The following is a 21,396-nucleotide window of genomic DNA, read 5'->3' on the forward strand; positions in this document are numbered from 1 at the left end:
ATGCTGTTGTCATAAGCTAAAGCCCAATGTCGTTAAAAATTAGGGTCAACCAAACTTAGCCCCTATACTTAGCCCCATGATTAAAGCTTAATACATAAACTTAATTCAGAACCTAATAATAAGCCGCACAAATATGAACGTTAACTTTACCATTAAGCCCTTCGACGAACTAAGCCCTGTGGATGTGTATTACATTTTGCATGCCCGATCGCAAGTGTTCGTCGTAGAGCAGGCTTGTGTGTTTCAAGACATTGATGAGTTAGACTTTGATAGCCAACACTTGGTGATTCATAAGAGTAAATCTTTGGTTGGCTATTGTCGTATTTTGCCGCCAGATGTCATAGCCAATGACAAATCCCATCCTCATATCGGTCGTGTTCTGGTATTACCGGAACATAGGGGCAAAGGGTTGGCGAGGCAAATGATGACACGCGCTATTAAATACTGTCACGCCACTTATGGTAAGCGCCCAATCCAGATATCTGCGCAGACTTATTTATTCGATTTTTATCGATCATTAGGCTTTGAAGCCATCAGCGAGCCCTACTTAGAAGATGGGCTTGAGCATATAGATATGCTGCTGCCTAAGCCTAAATCTAAACTGCCTTCGGTTAAAATGTCAGCCAATCTTAGCGCCAAAAATATCTTGATTAACGTGCTGCTGTTATTGCTGGCGCTGATGATTATTGGCGTATTGTATTTATTGATATAAAATCAGCTCTAATGCCTAATATTTATTAACCTATTTAACCAAATATATTATCGAATATTGTTAATCAATCGGTTAATCTAGAAGCCAAATTAGCTCTAACCTATTCTTATAATTCTCTGATAAAGACAGACCACCATTAAGCGACAAGGATTCACATGCTATCAAAACAAGATCAATTAACCGAACTGGTACGTATGTTGGAATCAAAGGATCACGTGTTTGCAACCGATCCTTTACTGATTACCGAGCGCTTACAAGATGAGCAAGCGACTCCTATTCAAAAGCTACATCGCCGTGCGGAGCGCATTGATAGCAATGGGTCGTTAGCCTCAACCTTGTCGAAAATTGATGGCCGTATCAAAGGCATTATCTTAGTAATGAGCGTCTTGTGGTGCGTGTCTGGGTTTGTTGGCTTATTTGCATTACTGCAAGCCAATGTGGTCAACTTTTTTTATGTACTAGTATGTTTACTAGGCTTTCATACCTTAATGCTGGTCGGCTGGCTGGTGTTAACCATTATTAATAGAGGCAGTCAATCGCCAAGCATTATTACCAGCTTTATTAGCCCCAAAGCTCTGATTCGTGGTAAAGATGATGTGACTCAAGCAGCGGTCGAGCTGTATGACATGCAGCTGCGTCATACCGGCATGCGCTGGTATTTGGGCAAGTTTACCCATCAACTATGGCTAGCAACATTAACCGGTATGTTGTTTGCCATTATATTTTTACTGATTGTGCGTCAATATAGCTTTAGTTGGGAATCTACCCTACTGTCAGATAACGCATTGATGGCATTGACTCATTGGCTGGGCTGGTTGCCTAGTATGGTCGGCTTTAGTGTGCCTGACGCTGATGCGGTTATCCAAAGTCGACTGGTGACTGAAGCTATGCCATTGTCGATTGCCAGACAGTGGGCCAGCTTATTGATTGGCAGTTTATTGATGTATGGCATGCTACCACGAGCGATTGCATGGGCATTTTGTGCCTTAATGTTTAACCGTAAGAAGATGACGTTAGACATTAAGCAGCCGTATTATCAAAAGATATTGAGCTTTTGGCAGCGCAAAGTGGTTGATGAAAATGACTTTGTTGAAAAAGTACAACCTGTTGCCCCTGTTGCTGAAGTCACCCAAGGTCAAAAGCTAGTCGCATTATTAGAATATCCGTATAACGACAAACTTTGGTATCAAGCAGCAGGCCCTGAGTTTACAGATTCACAGGTGGTGGATTTTGGCATTGTTGATGACCGTGATGACTTTGATAAGTTATACGCTTACTTAGATGAGCATAAGGTACAAGTATTGCTAGGTATCCATGCGCAGGCTCTACCCGATCGTGGCACCATGCGCAAATTACAGAAGATTGCGACCCATGCTCAGCAAGGCTTGATTGTTCAGTTATTAAAGCCACAGTCTGATGAGGTTTCTGAACAAAATACCCAAAGCGAGACTGTTCGTCTTGAGCAGTGGCAAGCGGCATTGGCGGAATATCAGATTGGTCTGGTTTCTTAGCAAAGTCACAAACAGCTTTTTTCTATTTTATCGTTTTTTGAATTTATTAATTTTGAGTAATTTATGAGCACCGATAACAAATCACCCAATCCACAACGCCCTGCTGGTGGCTTATTTAGTGATAAAGCCTTTACTGCTGAGCCTGACGCAAACCGTTCTAGCGAGGTAAATAACTCTGAAACATCTCAAGCACCTCAAGGTTTACAGCATCAGGCAGCTAGCGACAGTCAACATATTCAGCACGCTGACGCTAAAAATATGGGGTCTCAACAGTCGGATGCTCAACAGCTAGATAATCAGGATTCAAGAGCATCAAATACTCAGCCTACTGAGAGTAATAACGGCTCTAAAAGCATGAGTGACTATCTACACAGTATCCCTAAAACAACCATCGCTAGTGGGGATCCGCTAAAACTGGCTGTGGTTGGTCATACCAATACTGGTAAAACATCGATATTACGAACACTACTGCGTGATATGTACTTTGGGGAAGTTAAAAACGAAGCGGCCACTACCCGCCATGTTGAGCGTGCGGTGATTAGTGATAGCCAGACAGATGAAGCCTTAGTCGCTTTATTTGATACCCCAGGACTGGAAGATGCATCGGGCTTGATGGACTGGCTAGAAGACAATACTGCCAGTCGCCGAGATGGTATTGAGCGCCTACAGCAGTTTTTGGCCAGTGATCTTGCCAAAAGTGAAGCTCAAGGTGGGACTAGCAATCACCTTGATGACTACTCACAAGAAGCCAAGGTGATTCGTCAATTACTGGCTAGTGACATGGCAATCTATGTCATTGATGCACGTGAGCCGGTGCTTGGTAAATATAAAGATGAGTTAGCTATCTTATCGTGGTCGGCTATTCCAGTAATGCCAGTATTTAACTTCACTGACAGCCAAGATGCCAATATTGAAGCGTGGCAAACCATGCTGGCACGCCGCAATCTGCATATCTCTACCCGCTTTGACTCGGTTGCCTTTGAGTTCGAAGATGAGATGACGCTTTGGCAGAATCTAGCCACCATGATGACTCATTCTGAAATCTTAGATCAGCTGGTTGCCCGTCGCCGTGAAGATTGGGCGCAATTATATGAGCAGGCCATGATTATCATCTCTCATTTCTTACTTGATGTGGCCGGTTACGTGCGCGAGATTGATGATGAAGATGATCCTTTGCCAGTGCTGAATGAGATGCAAGAAGCAGTACGTCAAAGTGAACGCTCAATGCAAAGCAAGCTGATGAACTTATACAAGTTCTATGACAACACAGCGGTTGTAACGCCACTGCAATTAAATGAATACCAACAAGACCCTTTTGATCCAGAATTATTAAAAAGCTATGGACTACGCACCACATCGGGTGCCGCAGCAGGGGCTTTATTGGGCTTAGGTATTGATGCTGCCGCGTTGGGCACTACCTTAGGCTTAGGCGCAGCCATTGGGGGTATTGCCGGCGGTATCCTATCGAACACCAGCAGTATTGCAGACAAGATAACCGGCGTGAAGCGTCTGTATATCGACCCAGCCACTGTTACCCTATTGGCCACTCGCTCGCTAGACTTACTCGCCTCTTTGCGTCATCGCGGTCACGCTGCAAAACCAGATACGCCAATTGCTGAGCTGCAACAAACAGCCACCCCGCCTTGGGATCCTAACAAGCTGCCTAGTGAACTTAAAAAAGCACGTGGTAAGCCACAATGGAGCAGCTTAACCAGTGGCAAAAGTGAGTTGGCGTTTGAACTGCGCGCGGATGCTGCATGGTCATTATCTGACAAGCTAAAACATTCTAGACAGTCGGATTAGATTAAATTATCCTAAACTAACTAAGCTGCTGCAGTTGCGATAGACCTCGTACATCGCTTTGCTGCAGATACAGTGCATATAAAGGATAGTGGTTAAAGTAGTGCTCAATATCAGCGACCAGCTTTTGTTGTCTGGCGGCTCGCTGCTGCCAAAACGAGTCTTGCTGCTCAAGTTGTATCAATTGATTGACGACTAACGCAGCGGGCGCCAACTGTGCTTGCTTTAATTGCTCCACGGCACGGCGCGTCTCTTCTATCGGTAAGTTATCAGCAGTCAGCACCAATATCAGCGCGGTTTTATGCTTATCATGCAGCAACTCTCCTGCCTGACGAAACAGCGCTTTGCGTTTATTTAGCACTTCTACCGCCTGCTGCCATCTATCCACTGGCTTCGCATCGGCAAAGGGATTGTTAAAGCCACGTTTGGGCTGATGAAGCTCATTATCATGGTGTTGATGATTGTCATTGTGTTTGTGCGAGTGCCCAGCCACATGGTCTGCTGCGCTTTTTAATTTGGCTTGCCGTCTTTGCTGCGACAATAACCCATCTGTCCAGGCTGCCATCATCTCTGGCAGTGTTAGCAGCCGTAGCGTATGGCCGGTTGGAGCGGTATCAAAGATAATATGATCATAATGATTTTGCTCTACGGCATCGACCAAATGACGACAGATGGCCTCGAGCATGGCTGCTTCTTGCGCTCCGGGTGCACTTTTAGACAGTTGAAGATGCTGTTTTATTTTTGGTAGCATATCAGGATTAGCATAGCTGCTAATGGTGCGCTCTACACGGGCAAAGTGCTCATCAATGATGATGTCTGGATTCAGCTCAAGCGCATCTAACTTATCAGTCAGAGTCGTTGTTTGATTGCTGAGCTTAACATCAAATACGTCGCCCAAGCTGTGGGCAGGGTCAGTCGAGATAATTAACGTCTTTTGACCGTTGGCAGCAAATTGCGATGCTAACGCAGCGGCTGTGGTGGTCTTACCTACCCCGCCCTTACCGCCCACAAATACAATGGGGATGCTATCTAATTGCTCGACCAATTTGTTTAAACTTTGCATAATATTCTCTTTAGGGCCTTCTGGCTTAGTCAAACTTCTGTCTTGGCTAAAAGTTAAAAGCTGTTTTAACAGCAGCCGCCATGCTGTAAGGGACAACGGGGCATACCCATGCGCTGATGCCACTCATGAAATTGCTCTAAGAATATGGGCTGTAGCTCAAGCGTATAAAAGCTGGCAGGATTATCAATGCCTAAGCTTTCGCAAAATAATAACAGCATAAACAGATCTTCTTCATCACGCGCTGCTCGAGCCAGTGTTTGTCGATATGGCGCATGATAAAACTCATTTAAACCAGCAACAAAGCGCTGCCACCAAGACTGTGATTGGGTATCCATGTTTATTGCCCTCTTCCTAAACCAGTTTTTATATAAATGACCATCATATTATCACCTTATCCATTATGTTATAAAAAAACGCCAACTTAAAGTCAGCGTTTTTTATCCTAATTAAAACCTAATTACTGTCTATGCTCTATGCTCTATGCTGTCGCCATTCACGACGTAATACAGAGAAGCTTTCAAAAGTTACCAAAATGGTAGCAATTAAGATAATAATATCCAAGAAGATAAGCAGCCAATTGCCATCACTATAGAACGTCTTCAACTGCAGGATCAATGCAAAGATTGCCATCACTAATAAGAAAGACAAGGGCGCAAGCGTATACCAAACCGTTTTGCCTTTACGCAGTAGAATAACGGTGACAATCATCAAGGTTAATGCAGCCATCAACTGGTTGGTAGTACCAAATAAAGGCCAGATTAGCATACCGCCTGAACCATCGATACCGCCAGCACCAAAGGCAATTAACAAACAGCTACCAACTGCAAGAAGTGTGGCAACCACGCCTTTTTTAAGCGCTGGCAAGTTATAAACCTCACCAAACTCTTGGAAGATATAACGCTGTAAGCGCACACCCGTATCCATGGTTGTACCCGCGAATAAAGCGGCCATAACCGTCAAGATAGTCTGTGATAATACAATCTCAATACCCATGCCATTATTTAAAATAGTGGCACCGCCATCGATAAAGGCACCGACTGAACCATCACCAAACTTCTGATAGACGCCTTCCCAGTCTGCTAAAGTCGCAAAACCTGCGGTAGCAGCCAAGATAGCACCCAGCGCTAATAGCCCTTCACCCACTGCACCAAAGTAACCGACAAAGCGAATGTCTTCTTCTTTATCAATTTGCTTCGAGGTAGTACCGGTTGCCACCAATCCATGGAAGCCAGAAATCGCACCACAAGCAACGGTAACGAATAACAGCGGCATGATTGAAGGTGTGCTTGCTGGTAAGTTGTGGTTGATTGCAGGTGCAACAATATCTGGCGTCGCAATAAAGATAGCGCCATATAAAAGGATTAAGCCCACAAACAGCTGCAATCCATTAATATAATCACGTGGCTGTAATAGCATCCAAACTGGTAGTAATGATGCAATCGCAGCGTAGAAAAATAAGAATAAGATCCATACCGCATTATCTGGTAAACCAAACACTGTCTCTGGGATGGCGACAGGCATTAATGTACCCAGATAAATCAGTCCGTATAAGGCGACAACACCAAATAGTGAGACCCACGCTAGGTTCATTTTGTAGCGATAGATACACTGACCAATGATAGCGGCGACGACTAATGCTCCCCAAACCGGAATAACCGCGGTTGGTGTTTTGATCATCATATTGGCAATCACCACACCAAATACAGCGTTAACCATCAACAGTAGTAAGAAGATAACCACCATCATCAAGGTGCGTACCTTGCCGCCCATCACAGAGCCTGCGATACTACCGATTGACTGACCCTTATTACGGACACTGGCCCAAGTGGCTGACATATCGTGAACCCCAGCCATAAAAATAGTACCTAAAACCACCCATATCATGGCCGGTACCCAACCCCAAATAACAGCGATGGCAGGACCGATAATAGGTGCCGCACCGGCAACTGATGTAAAGTGATGTCCCCACAGCACGTACTTATTGGTAGGCACATAGTCAATACCATCTTTCATGGTATGTGCGGGGGTGGGAATGGAATTATCCAATCCTAAAATATGCTTAGCAAACATCTTTGAATACACAAAGTAGCCGGCAAGCATGGCTAGGACGCCAAACAGTAAGACAATGGCACTGTTCATTTGTTCCTCCTTGAAAGTTAGCTTTGATAAGATTGGGAGTATTGAATTAAGTTAATAATAAGATGAACTTTTAAAAAACGCATTATTATAGACTGAAATAATGGGTAAAAACTATAGCTAAGCCATTTTTAAGCTGCGTTGTTCTGCTTCCTTGCGTAATACTTAACTTCAGTAATCTTTGACTATATCATTTATTAAATTAAAACCATATTAAATAAAAAACCACCCGCTGTGGTAGCAAGGTGGCTTTTTATTAAACTGATTGTCGTTATTAACAACCTATATTAACGAACTTTAAAGCGACGACAACGCTTAGTTCTCGAGCGCATCGATAATATCTTGCCCCATAGGGTTGCCTTCACCATCGCGGTAGCGTTGCAATATGTCAGCGGTATACTCACGGATGTCTATCGTATTCGCCGCATTGGGTGTGGTTGCACCTTCAGGCAAACTTGTAAACACAGGAGCCGTAATCGATACTGGCTCATAACGGGTTAAGCTTTGAAGCTCCACAGCACGCAACACATCCAGCTCTTCGCTGGCAGGTGCCTCATCTTTAAGCTTGTACTGTTTAAAGTGCCACTGAATGCGCTGATTATTATCAATGGCATAGATATCACGCCATAACCAGCTGCTCTCTGGGGTATCGGGGTTATAAACACTGTAGCGAACGTTTGGTTTATTAGCCTCTTTATTAGCCTCGTTTTCTTCATCTGCATCGACATCACTATCATCATTAGTTTCAACACCCTCTTCATAGGTATTGTTTTCTATCATGGTAAGTAATAAGCTGACCAATTTACGACTGTCAAATTTCAACTTTTGATAGGCGTCCTCATCATCAGCTTCTGTATCAATGATATCAGTGACATCGTTTTCTGACGCGGCCATAATTTCGGCCTCAAGGGCATTGGCTTCTGCTTCTTCTAATTCGGCCGCAGCTTCTTCAAACTCTTGTTCTAATTGAGCAAGATATTCTTCTTGAGTCTGTCTTTTTTGAGACTGACTTTCTTCCGCCTCTTGCTTCATTTCTTCAACCAGCTCAGGATACTTTTCGCTAATCTGTTGATGCAACAACTTGAAGTAGTTGTTCAGGTTGCCCTCAACATCGTCTTCGGTTAAGCGTCTTTCAATCACATAAGGCGCTGACTTCAGATAAGGCAAAAAGCGGCTGTCGAATTTTATGGATTCATTCGCACTTTGCTCGGCGCTTAGCAGTTGATTATTGGTTAAGATTTTATAGCGCTGCGCCGGGATTTGCTGTGCCGCCTGATCAGTGGCATAAAAATGGCTGGCAATGAAATCTCGGCCAAAGCCTTCTGGCAAGCTACCATCATTCAAATCGAGCTTTAACCACTTGTTGTGCATTGAGGTGCCCAGCTTTTGATCGAAATAGACCGATAATAAATAAGCATAGGTATCGGCCCAGATATACACGGCGCCTTGTTTGGCATCAATGTATAAATAGTGACTGGCAATACTGGTCAGATTTATGCCTTGATAGCGTAAGGTTGGCGTCACACTCATTTTACCAAGCAAGGGTTGATAAACGCCTTGCACACTAACACTGGTTGGCTTTAAGAAATAGGCATCGAGCAACTTGGCTTTATGCGCGTCTAACTTGGTATGCGCACTGTCATAATTAGGTAAGAAATTATCTTGCTGTTCAACGCCTGATAAAGCGGCCAATAACTCAGTGATGGCTTGTTGATCATTATGTGGTGTGCTGTCTTCGTTTTCGTCTATATCATTGGCTTCGTCTTCAACAACTGCTGAGGTTTCTTCAATAATTAGAGTATCACTGCTTGGCTGTTCACTATCCGAATTATTAATGTCATCATCAAGGTCGTTGCTATCAGCATAATCAGACTCTGAGTCTAAGCCTATGTCCAAATCAATCTGATCGTATCTGGCGTTTTCCCACTCTACTTGCTCTGTTTTACACTCAATGAATGCAGACTTAAGTGCTTCACGCTGGGTACTGTATTTAGAATTGTCTATATCAGCGCCCTCAAGCTGTGCGCGCTGAATCAGATCGGCGTAGGCTTGATCATGAATGTGTTCGCAATGCTCCTCGGCAATATCACTCATCGCCAACTGGTCTTCACTGACCTGATCGAAGGCAGCCAAGCGTGCTTGATTGGAGCCAATCATATCCATCCGGTAGCGATAAGCGGACTTGCGCTGTTTTTGCAATGCTTCCATTAAAGTGTGCTTTGCCAATAGCGACTGCTCAGATTCGGTAGGCTGGCTTGCCATAATTTGACTTAATGAGCTTGAATGAAGGCCGCCGTTAGTCAATGCGCCATTTGACTGACAGCCTACTAACGATAATGCACTGATAGACAATGCGCCTAACGCAGCAACGGTTACTTTTTTTGTACCAACTTGGGGTGTTTGTTGATTATCTGGCGTATACGACATATTCTGTTTATCACTAGCAATACGGTTATTTACTGGGGTATGACTATTAACTGGTGTGTGGCTATTATTTGGAGTATGACTGGGTTTCATTTTCGATCCTTGACCTATTTTCGCTATTTTTGGCACTGTGTCTTAATAAGCATGCGTTTCATATCAACGGTTTGATAGCTCCATGCTCTAATACATTTGATCTTCATCGGGAAGATAATCTTCCATCGAAGACTCATCGTCCAAATAATCATTCACATTGCCAGAGTCTATGATACGAATCTGCGATTGATAGTAATCGTCATCATAGGCTTGATAGCTGTTGGTGTCACGGTTGTAATAGCCATAACCAGAACGCGCTTCACGAGCAGTCTCTATCGACTTCTCACGATCTTTGATGTTTTTCAACCAAGCATTACCGTCTACCGATTTTATATTGTTTTGGGTAAAAGGCTGGCCAAAAGACTGTTCAAATAGCGATGCTAGCGGGCTTTGTTTAAGACCAGAATCAAAGCGGGTTTGAGTGGTTGTGGTGTGGTTACGGCCTGCCAAATCACTACCAATGGCAGTACTAACCTGCTTACCAATCAAACGATTGCTTGAATCTAAATAGTAAGTATTAATCTTATTAAAGGTAATCGGCAAAAAGGTCTCTAAGGTTTGCGTCATGCGTCCAATATCATCGGTTAAGAAAGTAACACTTAATTCCTGCCATTGTTCCAGGCGATCCACTATATCTTCTGGATGTTCATAGGCCTCTGGATGATTGGTCACATGGGTCTGTAAGCTGTTTGCCATGTGTTTAACAATCACGCCAAACATCTTGCCTGATTGATAAGCATCTAAATTAACTTTAACAGCGCGACGAGCGCCTAGCTCTTTGGCAAAAGGGTCTTGGCTAATATCTAGCGCTGTAAAATTACTACTGTCTAGCTCAGTTAAGCTGTGGTTGATTGCAGTAATCAAGGCATCATAAACCACTTCAAGTGGGAAGTTGCGACTAAGTTCTTCAGGTAAACCAAAAGCAACCGTGGTTGATACCATCTCATCAGGCAGCGGTGTGTTTTCTGGTGCCATTAAAGCCACAAACGGTAAAATCGCACTAGGATCTAAAGTCATAGACCCTTGCTTAAAGTCGATACCCAGTGGCAATTGCACTGAGGTATAAGAAGAAGGGCTGGCATAATCAAAGCTATAAACACTGTTATATTTCTTTTGCTTAGCATCGTAAGCACTTAACTGATTTAGCGTTAGATACTGATAATAATAAAAGTTATTGGCTTCAATCTGAGCTGGCGTGATTTGCATCATCGCAACCGCTTTTTGAATGGCTTCTACGCGTTGCTGCTTTTCGTACTCACTTTCTTCTTCATAGTCATAATCACCATAATCATAGTCATCATTGCCATAAGTCAGCTCTTCAACCAGATCATTTTCGATTTCATATTTTGTTTTTTCATCTAATGCCAGTTGTTTACACTCAATAAAATCTTCATTGATGTCTAGATAGTGTTGCGGATTGTTTTTATAGGTAATACCTTTTCGTGCCGCTTCATCTTCGCTGGCAATCATCTCATCAGTACACTGCACAATTTGCTGCTTATAGTCCAAAAAGTACTGTGGCCAACCGTAGGATATATAAGTCACAGGCTCTAAGTCGTTAAGCAAAAACACGCTATAATCACACGCGTTGTAACTGCGCCATGTGTTATAGTAGGTCTTTAAATCCTTATCGTTTGATCGATCTGAAACCAAGTAATCAGACGTTTGCTTAGTAAAGCGATCAACGCAGGCATTTTCAAGTTTGACGTATTGACGCTGATACACATTAGAGAGCGCTAAGATTTCAGGCTCATCCTTACTAACTTCGTTTAAACATTCCTGAAAAGTCGCTTCAAGTGCTTTAATACCTTCATCATCATGTTTAGTGCCTGGCTCAGTTTCTAAAATAATATCAAGATCATAGGAAAAATCGACGGCGCATGAATAGATATCATCTAAATAACTAACCACTAAGTTTGAGTCATCATAGCTACTGGCCGACAGCCCCTCTACTCTTGTCACCTTATAGTTTGGGGTTGGCAAGCTGCCTTGTTTTTCATCGATATAGTTTAAGTATAAGGCGTCGCCATCAAGTAGGTAATCGTCTTCAGTACGATAAGTAGGACCGGCGAATTTCTCTTCATCGCCATAGTAAGTGATTGATTCCTCATCATCAGAATTATCATAAGCGTCATCATCACTGTCTAACTCTTCTTCATAAAGCGCTTTTTCATAAACCGTTTCTTCATAAATCTCTTTTATATCAGCGGCAACATCATCTTCATAATCATATTCGTCATCTTCGTAGTCATCTTCATCACTAAAATCAACCTCACCAAATATCACATTTCTAAGTTTAAACAGCTCTAATGCAGACAATGAGCCTTCTAATATACTTATAAAAGAATTTTGTGACTCAGCATCAACACTATTAGGCTCAAAGAAAGGAGTCTCATGCATACGTGTTTGCGAGATGGCCACATGATTGCTGCTTAAATGAGTGTTTAAAGCATTTAATAGCGTATTTTTGGCATTTTCATCAGCACTATCGGTTTTCGTAAACAGCTGCTGATAGCGATTGTTATTATCGGCGACTTGTTGCTGATAGGCTGTATTTGCAGAAATTGGCGAGTCTGTTAAATCAAAACTTTTTAAGGACTGCTCTGGGGAATGGGTAGTTTGACAGCCTAACAGTGAAGCTAATGATGCGGTTAAAAACAGAAGTTTAAAATGACGGCTTGAAGTTGATTTAGCGTATTGAGAAATGTTGGTCATGGTGGTTTGACTGCTCCGTGCGTCTTGATCAATCTATCAGTTATTTATCCTAATCGATCGATTTTGAACTCAAATATGACTGTTACGATAAACTATAATTGCACAATAAAGGGTTAGACAAATATAAGATTGTTGAATAAAATCAAAGCAATGCACGACAGTTACCTTCGGCGCATTAAACTTTATAGTCACATAAATAACGCAATGTGTGTAAGATTTAGGTAATACTATCACAATACACAGCTACATTAGGTTACAAAATAGCTTTTTTGTTTACTTTTTATAACCTAAGCTGTTCATCTAACGCTTTTTTTAGTTGGATTTATTCTTCTAACCTTGGTTAAAATTTGTTTATCTGAACTTGGCTATTACGAATAGGTTTATTAAAACGTCTATTCGATTTTAATAAAGACGAGCTGGATACAACCACTCACCTTTATTCACCCCCTACACCACTTACAACTCTATTTATATAGATATTTTATTTATATAAATTGTCATAAAAGGATTTAACATGACGCATTACTTTGGATTTGAACCCACCGACAAACTAAAAAATATGATTGACGACGCTGAACAAAAAGTCAGCTCTAATAGCTCGGAACCTTACTATCCGCTACGTAATGATATTTCTCATCAAATTGCCCACGAAATTATCGAAAACCTATTGGTTAACCTAATCAGTGTCATTCCTGATGAAGAACGCAAAGAAAAAATGAAAGGCATTGTCAGCAAAATTGAAGGCGCAGCTGACACCATGCTGAATATCTTATTGGGTAAAGATAAAAATAAGGACGTCCTACCTAACTTTGAATATCTAAAAAACGAAACTGTATTTGAAGACAATGATGGCAACACGCGCATCGGCTTTAAATTAGACGACTCTGTTGCTCAAACTATTAATGATGGCTTCGATTCAGTCACTGATGAGTCAGTCGATAAAGATAAACTACAAAAAGGATTAATGGCGATGAATCACGCCGTTGTTGATCACTTTATTACTCGTTTTTCTGAAACCCTTCCGCTAGGTATGTTCAAGCGCAATGCAGTACCAGTTGCCAAAGCAGGTATTAATAAAGCACTGGAAGTGGCTATCAACAAGCTATTCCCACAGCTGCCATTGGAATCGTTACAACGCTTGGTTGCTTTTTACCGTCCCTATGTAATCGAAAAAGCGTAATCATTTATGCAATAGCAACAATTAAGGCCTTATCCGCTTTGATTTTGTGTTGAGGCGGATAACAATATTGGCTCGTTATGGTAAATCCTGTTAAAATAACGACTTTTACTTAACCTGTGGTGCCATTATGAGCCAAATCAGCAACCAAGAAATCGAAAAAACCCTACGCAACTCAGAATGCCTAATCAGTAGCATTGAAGTCGCTGCTGCTTATGAGCGTCTAGCAGCACAGTTGAACCTACATTACGCTGGCCTAAACCCGATCGTTATGGTCGTTATGAACGGCGGCTTAATCCCAGCAGGTCAATTGTTGACTCACCTCACCTTCTATCATCGTATGCACTATATTCACGCGACTCGTTATCGTGAGAATGAAGGCACCAATGAGTTAATCTGGAAGTACAAGCCAGATGTTAACCTTGAAGGCGAACACGTGCTACTAATCGATGATATTTTTGATGAAGGCATCACCTTAAAAGCGATCGTTGAAGATTTGAAAAATGAGAATCCAGCCTCGATCAACTGCTGTGTGCTACTAAACAAAGAGCACGACCGCAAGGTGCAAGACTTCAACGTTGATTTCATCGGTTTAAATGTTGCAGACAGATATGTCTATGGTTGTGGTATGGATTTCCATGGTTACCTACGCCACCTTCCTGGCATTTATGCGATTAAAGAAGACTAGGTTTAGTTTTCATTAATCAGATATGCAAAAAGCACCTGAATAACAGGTGCTTTTTTATGCGCTATTTTTGTGATTGAGTAACTTTTAAGGAACGTTTAAAGTGTCTCAAACTGCAACGCCAATCCGGTATGTCTTTGGGTTGGTGTCTGTACTGCTTTCTCTAATGCTGACTTTGAACTATAGATAGTCACCTGCTTTTTAGCGCGTGTCACCGCCGTATAAATCAGCTCTTTACTTAGTAGTCTGCTGTGACTGTTATCTAAGGCAATCGCCACATGATCAAACTCAGACCCCTGAGATTTATGAATGGTCATCGCATAAGCAGTCGTGATTAACGCATCATTTAACAAATTAACCGCTATCCCCTGAGTTTTATTCTCAAAGAACACCTCTAATCGCCCCTTGTCACCCGCTGTTTGTAAGCAAATACCAATATCACCGTTGAACAGCCCAAGCTCATAGTTGTTTTGCAGCACCATCACCGGGCGTCCGTGATACCAGTTGTCTTGTCTTATTAACAGCTTTAGCTCATTGGTATGCCATTGAGTTAGGTAATCGTTAATAAAATGATCGCCCCATTCGCCATGATGCCCGGCACTTAAGATTCTAAATTGATTAAATACAGCCATCAGCTCAGTAATGGTTTGTTTTACGACTTCTGGCATGGAAGTTGCGATTGAGTGCGTTAGTAGTTTATGTGTTTTACTAACATAATTAGCATAATGTGTGGTCAGCGAATGAATTTGATTTTTATTGCTTAGGCTATTTATTATCTGATTATTAGAAGATGATTTATCTGATGGCTTTGATAACTGGGTGTTTTCAAAGTGTAGCACTTCATCCTTTTGTATTAACTGCCACATATCCCTGACATCAACCTGAGACTGGTTAATCAGGGTTGCTAATTGCCCAATACCAGAGTCAGCACCAAAGCGTCTACTCTCAGTCAGCTGTGCATGAATTGGTGTCAGCAAAGGCGTGCGACATAGATCCGCCAATACTGCCCCAGCATCTACTGCCGCTAACTGATTGGCATCTCCTAATAATATCAGTCTTGCACCCGGCTTAACCGCACTAACTAAATAATTGGCAAGCTCTACCCCTAGCATAGATGCTTCATCGACAATGATAATATCTTCGCCCAATGGGTTATCGGCGTTATAACGTGGTTTACCAGTACGCCCTATGCCTAATAAACGGTGAATAGTTTTCGCTTCTTGTAGCTGCATCTCAACCCCAGCAGCATCAAGCGCTGCCTGAAGTGACTCTTGCATGCGCTGCGCCGCCTTACCTGTGGGTGCCGCCAATGCTAAACTGGCACTATCGGTACTAAAGGTAATACGTGGTTGTATCGCTGCACTACTCTGTTTGTCCTGTGCCTGTTGTAACGCCATGACCAGTTGCGCCACGGTATAAGTCTTACCGGTACCAGGGCCGCCAGTAATGATGCTAAATGCGTTATTATTGGCCACTTCAACGGCATTGACCTGCTGTGCATTGAGGTGTTCAGGAATATCGATATCTAGCGGGCTAATGCGATTATTAAGTATTTGCTTTACCTTCATCGCCAGATTGTATTCTGCTTGCCATGCTCTATGTAGCCAGAGTGTTAGTGTGATGGGTTGTTGTTCTGATTTGTGATACTTAGTGTGGTAGATATTTGGCGCTTGCTTACTTTTGCTTAGGCTATTTTTATTTGTCAGAGATAAAGACTGTTGTTCATTGACCAATGCTTCAAACAAATCATGCTGCTGTAACTGTGCGATCAATGCTGACAAGCTAAGGCGGCTAAGCTGTTGATAAACTGTCAGTACCAATTGCAGACGCTGCTTTAATATCACAACTTGCGCTGAGTTAACCGAAGCATGCCACCACAACTGCTCCTTCTTCGTTAGCAATACCGACATGATTTCAAATATAGTAAGCTGTCCTTGAATGGCTCGCACATTTAAAGAAGGCTGCTCCGCTGAAGCTGACTCATCACTACTTAGCGCATCGCTATCAATCTCATCGGCGTCAATATAATCAACCAAAGGCGCAGTTAATATCTGCAATACTTGAACTTGCCAAGCATACAGCGACACTGCTTTGCCATTGATATGCCCTATGCTAGGCGCCTCATTGGCTGCCTGAGTCAAGGTTAATACCGTGTGCCCCTCTTCTAACTGGCTGGCCAACAAGATAAAAAATGCTCTAAACAAAGCATCACTCTCATCTGTGTGTGCAGCAGTTTGCTCACCTGACACTGCCCTACTTTGACTGTTCATTGGTAGTTCAGTGCTTTTATAAGCAGTGGCTGTTTGTTGGCGGCGCTTGATAATATAGTCACTCACCTGTGTCGCCCAGCTTTGTTGAGCGCTGATGGTGGGGATTGTACGGTTACTTTGTGCCATGAGTTTTCTCTGAGTATTCTTTAATTTATTTTTAATAAAGATATTTTTATTTGCTTAGGCTATTTTAATTAATACTAAAATAACGGATACGATTAAACCATCGTATTCATTTGATTAAATCAGCTAACTTGGCTTACCAAACAAGCTATCAAGCGCTTTTACAAATTCAATAGGAATATCCCAAGTAACCAGTCCATAGCGCTCGCTTTCAAAGTCATTATCCGTATTATCGTCAGCTTCGGCTTGTTCAGCTTCCGCCATATGCACCCCGCGTAAAAAAACATACTCTACCGGTGCCAAATATTTGTCCTCATTACCCTCATAATCAGCGATTCGCATTGACAAAAAGCGATGCAAAGCGACTTGATAAATAGCCGCTTGCAGCCAATACCCTGCTTTACTCATCGCTTTTTTCAAAGCAGCTTGGCTATAATCGCTTAGGCTATTTCCTAAATAATTACTCTTATAATCAACCACATGGAACTTATTGTCATACTGATAGACCAAGTCAATCTCCCCTCGCAAGTAGCGATACAGATAATCATGACTTTGAGCCAATAAGTTAATATGCTTATCTTTATCAGGCACATACTGCTCAAACAGTTGATTAATTTGTAGCACCTTAAACTGCTCTGACAGCCCCATATTAAAGCCAAGCTCTGCCACACGCTGATGTGGTTCAATGGCTATTAATGGCTGGTTAGAGGCCAATAACGGCGTATGTAGCACTTCATCAATCCAATTCACCAATGCCTTATGCTCACTGTCGTCTATCTCAAATTCAGGCTTATCATCAGACTTATTTGAATTGGGCGCTAGGTTATTGTTATTCAGCTTAGAGCTGTCTTTTTCGTTTAACACGCGTAGTTGCTGCTCACGGCTGGCATAGACTGCTGGCAGCTGATAGCTTCTAATAGCTTTATCGATGACCTGTGGCCACTGCGCTTTATTGGTAAACTCAATCTTTTCGTAAATTTCATGCAAAAAGGTACCCGCATTGGCGCCTTTGACGAAGCTGAAGCGAATGTCGTCTTTTGCTTTTAGCTGCAGCTCACTACCCTCATGACTAACGTTTATATCCGTAGGATTGATACTATTAAGGCCGTTTCTCGAATCAACAGCAACCATACCGAGTGCCACAGCATCATCAATACGCTCATCAGCCACTGCCAATGCTTGCGCCGACTCATCTAGCTGACGTGCCAGCGCGGTAAAGCTGGTCTTGGCCCAACCTTTGAAGTAGTTGGTTTTCATCACTGTCGCAAAGTCATCATACTCAATGGGCTGACTGATTGACTTGCCAGACTCAGAGTCAACGGACGTTGACGAAGACACCGAACTACTTTTCGCAGCTTGCTCAAAGTGACTATTAAAGCAATCGATAATATTAACAGCGGGCAGATAACCAATTTGTTGCTTGAGTCTATCCGGCAATTGATAGGTTACAGGTTTTTGCTTAGGCGTTTCAAACCAATGAAACACAGGTTTAAGATCCATATCAGCGGTATTATGCGGATCAGATAACACGATGTATAACTGCTCACTGGCGCGGGTGAAGGCAACATAGCCCAGACGCAAACGCTCATCAAAGTTTTCATCAGTCTCTAAATCAATATAGTGCGTTTTATTTGTAGCTGTGCCTTGCATTGGTGAAAAGCGACGCAAGGTAATTGAATTCTTATTACCGGTAGTTGCTATAGAGGACGGTTGCTCAGTATTGTCTTGCTCAACCTTATCTTGCTCGACGTTATATAAATACAGCCCGTAGGTTTCACCTTTACCCGATTTATTACTAGCAGAAGCCATTCCCATGACATACACAATCGGGAACTCCAAACCCTTGGATTTATGAATGGTCATCAGCTGCACCCCTGACTCAGTTGGCAGTGGATGTTGCTTGGCCCAGTCGCTACCCGGGGCTTGTTCAATATTTTGTTTAAACCAGGCCAGCAGTTCGTACTCACCCATGCTCAGACCATACTCTGCCAAGATATCCATCACATGGCGCAAGTCCATAATATGGCGATCACCATCTTTGTGGGCCGCCAATGCTTGCCAGACACCTTGCGGCTGTATGGTATTGGCCTCGAATAAATAATGAAGCGCGGATAAGATACCGTAACGCTGCCAAAGCTCCGCCCCCTGCTGCAAATAGCTGATAAAGTCTTGATAGCTTTTTTTACTCTGTTTATCTGTTTGCTGCGCTTGGTTGTCATCTGCCTGACTGTCGTTACTTATACCCGTGTTAGAAATCGAACTTGTATGATCTGCCTCAGCCACACCAGTTTCATAATCCATCATCATCGCTTTGGCTTGCTTAACACTAAACCCATACAGATGACTGGTTAACACCCGATTGACCAAATCATGACGATACGGCTGCAACATGGCACTGAGTATCGCTGCCACATCTTCGGCAATCACCGTTTCAAAAATACTGGCATCACTGGTGGTCAAGGTTGGAATCTTGAGCTTAACCAGTTCATTCTCTAACTGCTTTAACTGTTTTTTAGCCCTTGCCAGCACCCCAATATCACTGGGCTTGATCGGCTTACCGTCTAGGGTTTGGCCGCTATTGAGTAGCATCGCAATATGCTTGGCCGTCACCTCAAACTCGTTATAGCTTGCCTCTGTGTCATACGGTAGATTAATTAAGCTGACCCCACGATTAGGCAACACGTGTTGATGCAGCTCTTGATTCAGGTCTTGTTGTCGCTCGGATTGTTGTGCTTGCTGACCTTGTTGCAGTGACTGCATCCATGACAGCTTCGCCTCTTCATTAGCCGCTTCAATATACTGATAATAAATACCCTCACCGAGCTTTGCTAAGTGATGCTGCTTGGCACTGTCTTGAGTGGGCATACAAAACCAATGATTGAGTGCATCAATGACTGCTCCATTAGAACGGCGGTTAACATTCAATGTCCAGATATGCTTGTCATCGAACTGGCGCTTCATGGCATTGTAGTTGGCGACGTCACCACCACGGAATCCGTAAATGGCTTGCTTGGGGTCACCGACCAACAATAAGAACTCGTTATTAGAACGCTGCTTACGGTTTTTAGTATTTGGCAAATACACGCTTTGGATCATAATGGCCTGTTCACCATTAATATCCTGAGATTCGTCAATCAAGGCTACTGGATAATGGTGACGAATATAACGTGCCAGTTTATCACCTTGCTTACCACTTAATGCTTGGTTAAGCCTTACCATCTGTAAACTAAATGTTGTCTGTGAGCGCTCTTCTAAAATAATTGGCAGTCTTTCACGCACCGCCAGTACAATATGGCGATTTAAATTGGCGAGTAAGCCCGTTGTATATGACTCTAAGCCATTAGACATATCAATAACATCCATGAGCTTACTAATGGTCGTCAGCCCAAAAAACACCTGATGCTCTTTTTCTCGCTTTGAGTTAAAGTTTTTAATCTTACCGTCTTCTTGAGGATAACGTGCAGCCTCAATCGCTTCGATTAGTTTTTTAGCATCTTCACTTAGATAGCTCTCAAAGCCTAACCCTCTTTGCGAGATAACTTTGTGAATCTCAATAATATGCTCAAACCTCGTTTGAAGGCTCGATCTACCATTAAATCCTTGAGATTTTCTATAATCAGGATTGAGATAAGGCTCAATATCAGTTAAATCTAACTGAGAGAAGTCATTAAGTAACTGTTCATACTCATCAAAACTAAAATCAATGACTGGCACTTCATCAATAGTCGCTGAAAAGAAGTTTAGCGAGCGCTGTACAAAGCCTCTATGATCGGCAACATCCGTTAGCTTGCCTTGCTGGTCTAATAACTTGTATAGACGCGGCTGCTCATAATACAGACGGCTTTGAAACTGACGCAGCTCATCATGGATGATACTGTCAGTGACTTGCTCAATACTGTGATCTTCTATAATGGACATGCCTTGTTGGTGACCGGTCTCACTACTGTATTCGCTCAGCCACTTTTGCGCCAAGCTGTCTAAAGTTCCAACGAACAGCTTATCAAGCGTGGTCAATACCAAGGCAGTACGGCGAATGGCCTCTGATAGCTTATAGGTGTGTAAATGCTGCAACAGATATTGCACCAGATGCATGTTCACCGGATCGCCCATAATGCCATCAAGGCGGGCATACTTAGCTTGCTCTTTTAGCCATTCCGCCTGTTGCTGTTTACACGCTTCTTTTTTCTCAATCAAACGCTGTTGCTCGGCATGTGCATCCTGATTTTCATCATGAGCCTCAATATCAGTACTTGACTTGGCTTTATCAGCCTCCGCATCTGGTTTAATCACCAATTCAGTCGGATACAACTCATCATGATTGGCTGGATTAGCACTGAGCACATCAACCCACTTCAATAACTGATAAAACTCAACCAATCGATCATGAATACGTTGGCGCATCTCAGCGGCAGCGGCACGCGTAAAGGTAGTGGCAATGATTTGCTCTGGTGCGCGGCGGGCCTCAATCAATAAGCGCAGCACAATACCGGTCAGCGTCCAAGTCTTACCGGTGCCTGCCGAGGCTTCAATTAAGTGTCTGCCGGTGAGATCGACATCAATAGCAGGTATGATTTCTTTAGGTTTGGCCGGTTGTGACGCTGGTTGGCTACTGTCTTGATTGAGCGACGTGGTCATGCTGTCTGATTGAGTCATATCAATTTACGCTTATTGGTTTGTCTTATGTGTA

General features: G+C 42.8%; 12 protein-coding genes. 5 read left to right on the forward strand and 7 right to left on the reverse strand.

What is annotated here, in order from left to right; all coding sequences use genetic code 11:
• The first annotated feature begins 133 nt into the window (after positions 1-133).
• From A6J60_RS01270 to A6J60_RS01280, 3 genes are all read left to right on the forward strand, one after another.
• Positions 134-712: a GNAT family N-acetyltransferase gene (locus A6J60_RS01270; RefSeq protein WP_096064385.1), complete on the forward strand. Its 579-nt coding sequence runs from the start codon at positions 134-136 to the stop codon at positions 710-712.
• 155 nt (positions 713-867) lie between these two features.
• Positions 868-2,223, forward strand: coding sequence for a DUF2868 domain-containing protein (locus A6J60_RS01275; RefSeq protein ID WP_096064386.1), 1,356 nt, complete (start codon positions 868-870; stop codon positions 2,221-2,223).
• Between the two features lie 63 nt (positions 2,224-2,286).
• Positions 2,287-4,026: a DUF3482 domain-containing protein gene (locus A6J60_RS01280; protein ID WP_096064387.1), complete on the forward strand. Its 1,740-nt coding sequence runs from the start codon at positions 2,287-2,289 to the stop codon at positions 4,024-4,026.
• 16 nt (positions 4,027-4,042) lie between these two features.
• Here A6J60_RS01280 and A6J60_RS01285 read toward each other — a convergent pair whose 3' ends face one another.
• From A6J60_RS01285 to A6J60_RS01305, 5 genes are all read right to left on the reverse strand, one after another.
• Positions 4,043-5,086 (reverse strand): ArsA family ATPase, encoded by a 1,044-nt coding sequence (locus A6J60_RS01285; RefSeq protein WP_096064388.1) that lies wholly within the window; start codon positions 5,084-5,086, stop codon positions 4,043-4,045.
• A 65-nt stretch (positions 5,087-5,151) separates the two neighbouring features.
• Positions 5,152-5,421, reverse strand: a complete 270-nt coding sequence (locus A6J60_RS01290; RefSeq protein ID WP_096064389.1) for a cory-CC-star protein — start codon at positions 5,419-5,421, stop codon at positions 5,152-5,154.
• Positions 5,422-5,557: 136 nt separating this feature from the next.
• Positions 5,558-7,225: a carbon starvation protein A gene (locus tag A6J60_RS01295; RefSeq protein WP_096064390.1), complete on the reverse strand. Its 1,668-nt coding sequence runs from the start codon at positions 7,223-7,225 to the stop codon at positions 5,558-5,560.
• Between the two features lie 312 nt (positions 7,226-7,537).
• Positions 7,538-9,739, reverse strand: a complete 2,202-nt coding sequence (locus A6J60_RS01300) for a hypothetical protein (protein WP_096064391.1) — start codon at positions 9,737-9,739, stop codon at positions 7,538-7,540.
• Positions 9,740-9,826: 87 nt separating this feature from the next.
• Positions 9,827-12,454: a hypothetical protein gene (locus A6J60_RS01305; RefSeq protein ID WP_096064392.1), complete on the reverse strand. Its 2,628-nt coding sequence runs from the start codon at positions 12,452-12,454 to the stop codon at positions 9,827-9,829.
• A gap of 514 nt (positions 12,455-12,968) precedes the next feature.
• Between A6J60_RS01305 and A6J60_RS01310 the strand changes: the two genes are divergently transcribed.
• Positions 12,969-13,634 carry a hypothetical protein gene (locus A6J60_RS01310; protein WP_096064393.1) on the forward strand — a complete coding sequence of 222 codons (666 nt, stop codon included), beginning with the start codon at positions 12,969-12,971 and terminating at the stop codon, positions 13,632-13,634.
• A 127-nt stretch (positions 13,635-13,761) separates the two neighbouring features.
• Complete coding sequence (locus tag A6J60_RS01315; RefSeq protein ID WP_096064394.1) at positions 13,762-14,319, forward strand: hypoxanthine-guanine phosphoribosyltransferase; 558 nt, start codon at positions 13,762-13,764, stop codon at positions 14,317-14,319.
• A 95-nt stretch (positions 14,320-14,414) separates the two neighbouring features.
• On the opposite strand, the gene recD is transcribed toward A6J60_RS01315, so the two are convergent.
• Both recD and A6J60_RS01325 read right to left on the reverse strand, forming a co-directional pair.
• On the reverse strand, positions 14,415-16,712 hold the full coding sequence (gene recD / locus A6J60_RS01320) for an exodeoxyribonuclease V subunit alpha (protein ID WP_096064395.1): 2,298 nt from the start codon (positions 16,710-16,712) through the stop codon (positions 14,415-14,417).
• A gap of 123 nt (positions 16,713-16,835) precedes the next feature.
• The gene (locus tag A6J60_RS01325; RefSeq protein WP_096064396.1) at positions 16,836-21,362 is read right to left on the reverse strand and encodes a UvrD-helicase domain-containing protein; all 4,527 of its coding nucleotides are present in this window, start codon (positions 21,360-21,362) and stop codon (positions 16,836-16,838) included.
• Positions 21,363-21,396 lie beyond the last annotated feature (34 nt).

This window comes from Psychrobacter sp. FDAARGOS_221 (assembly GCF_002313155.2).
In the GTDB taxonomy this organism is placed as follows: domain Bacteria; phylum Pseudomonadota; class Gammaproteobacteria; order Pseudomonadales; family Moraxellaceae; genus Psychrobacter.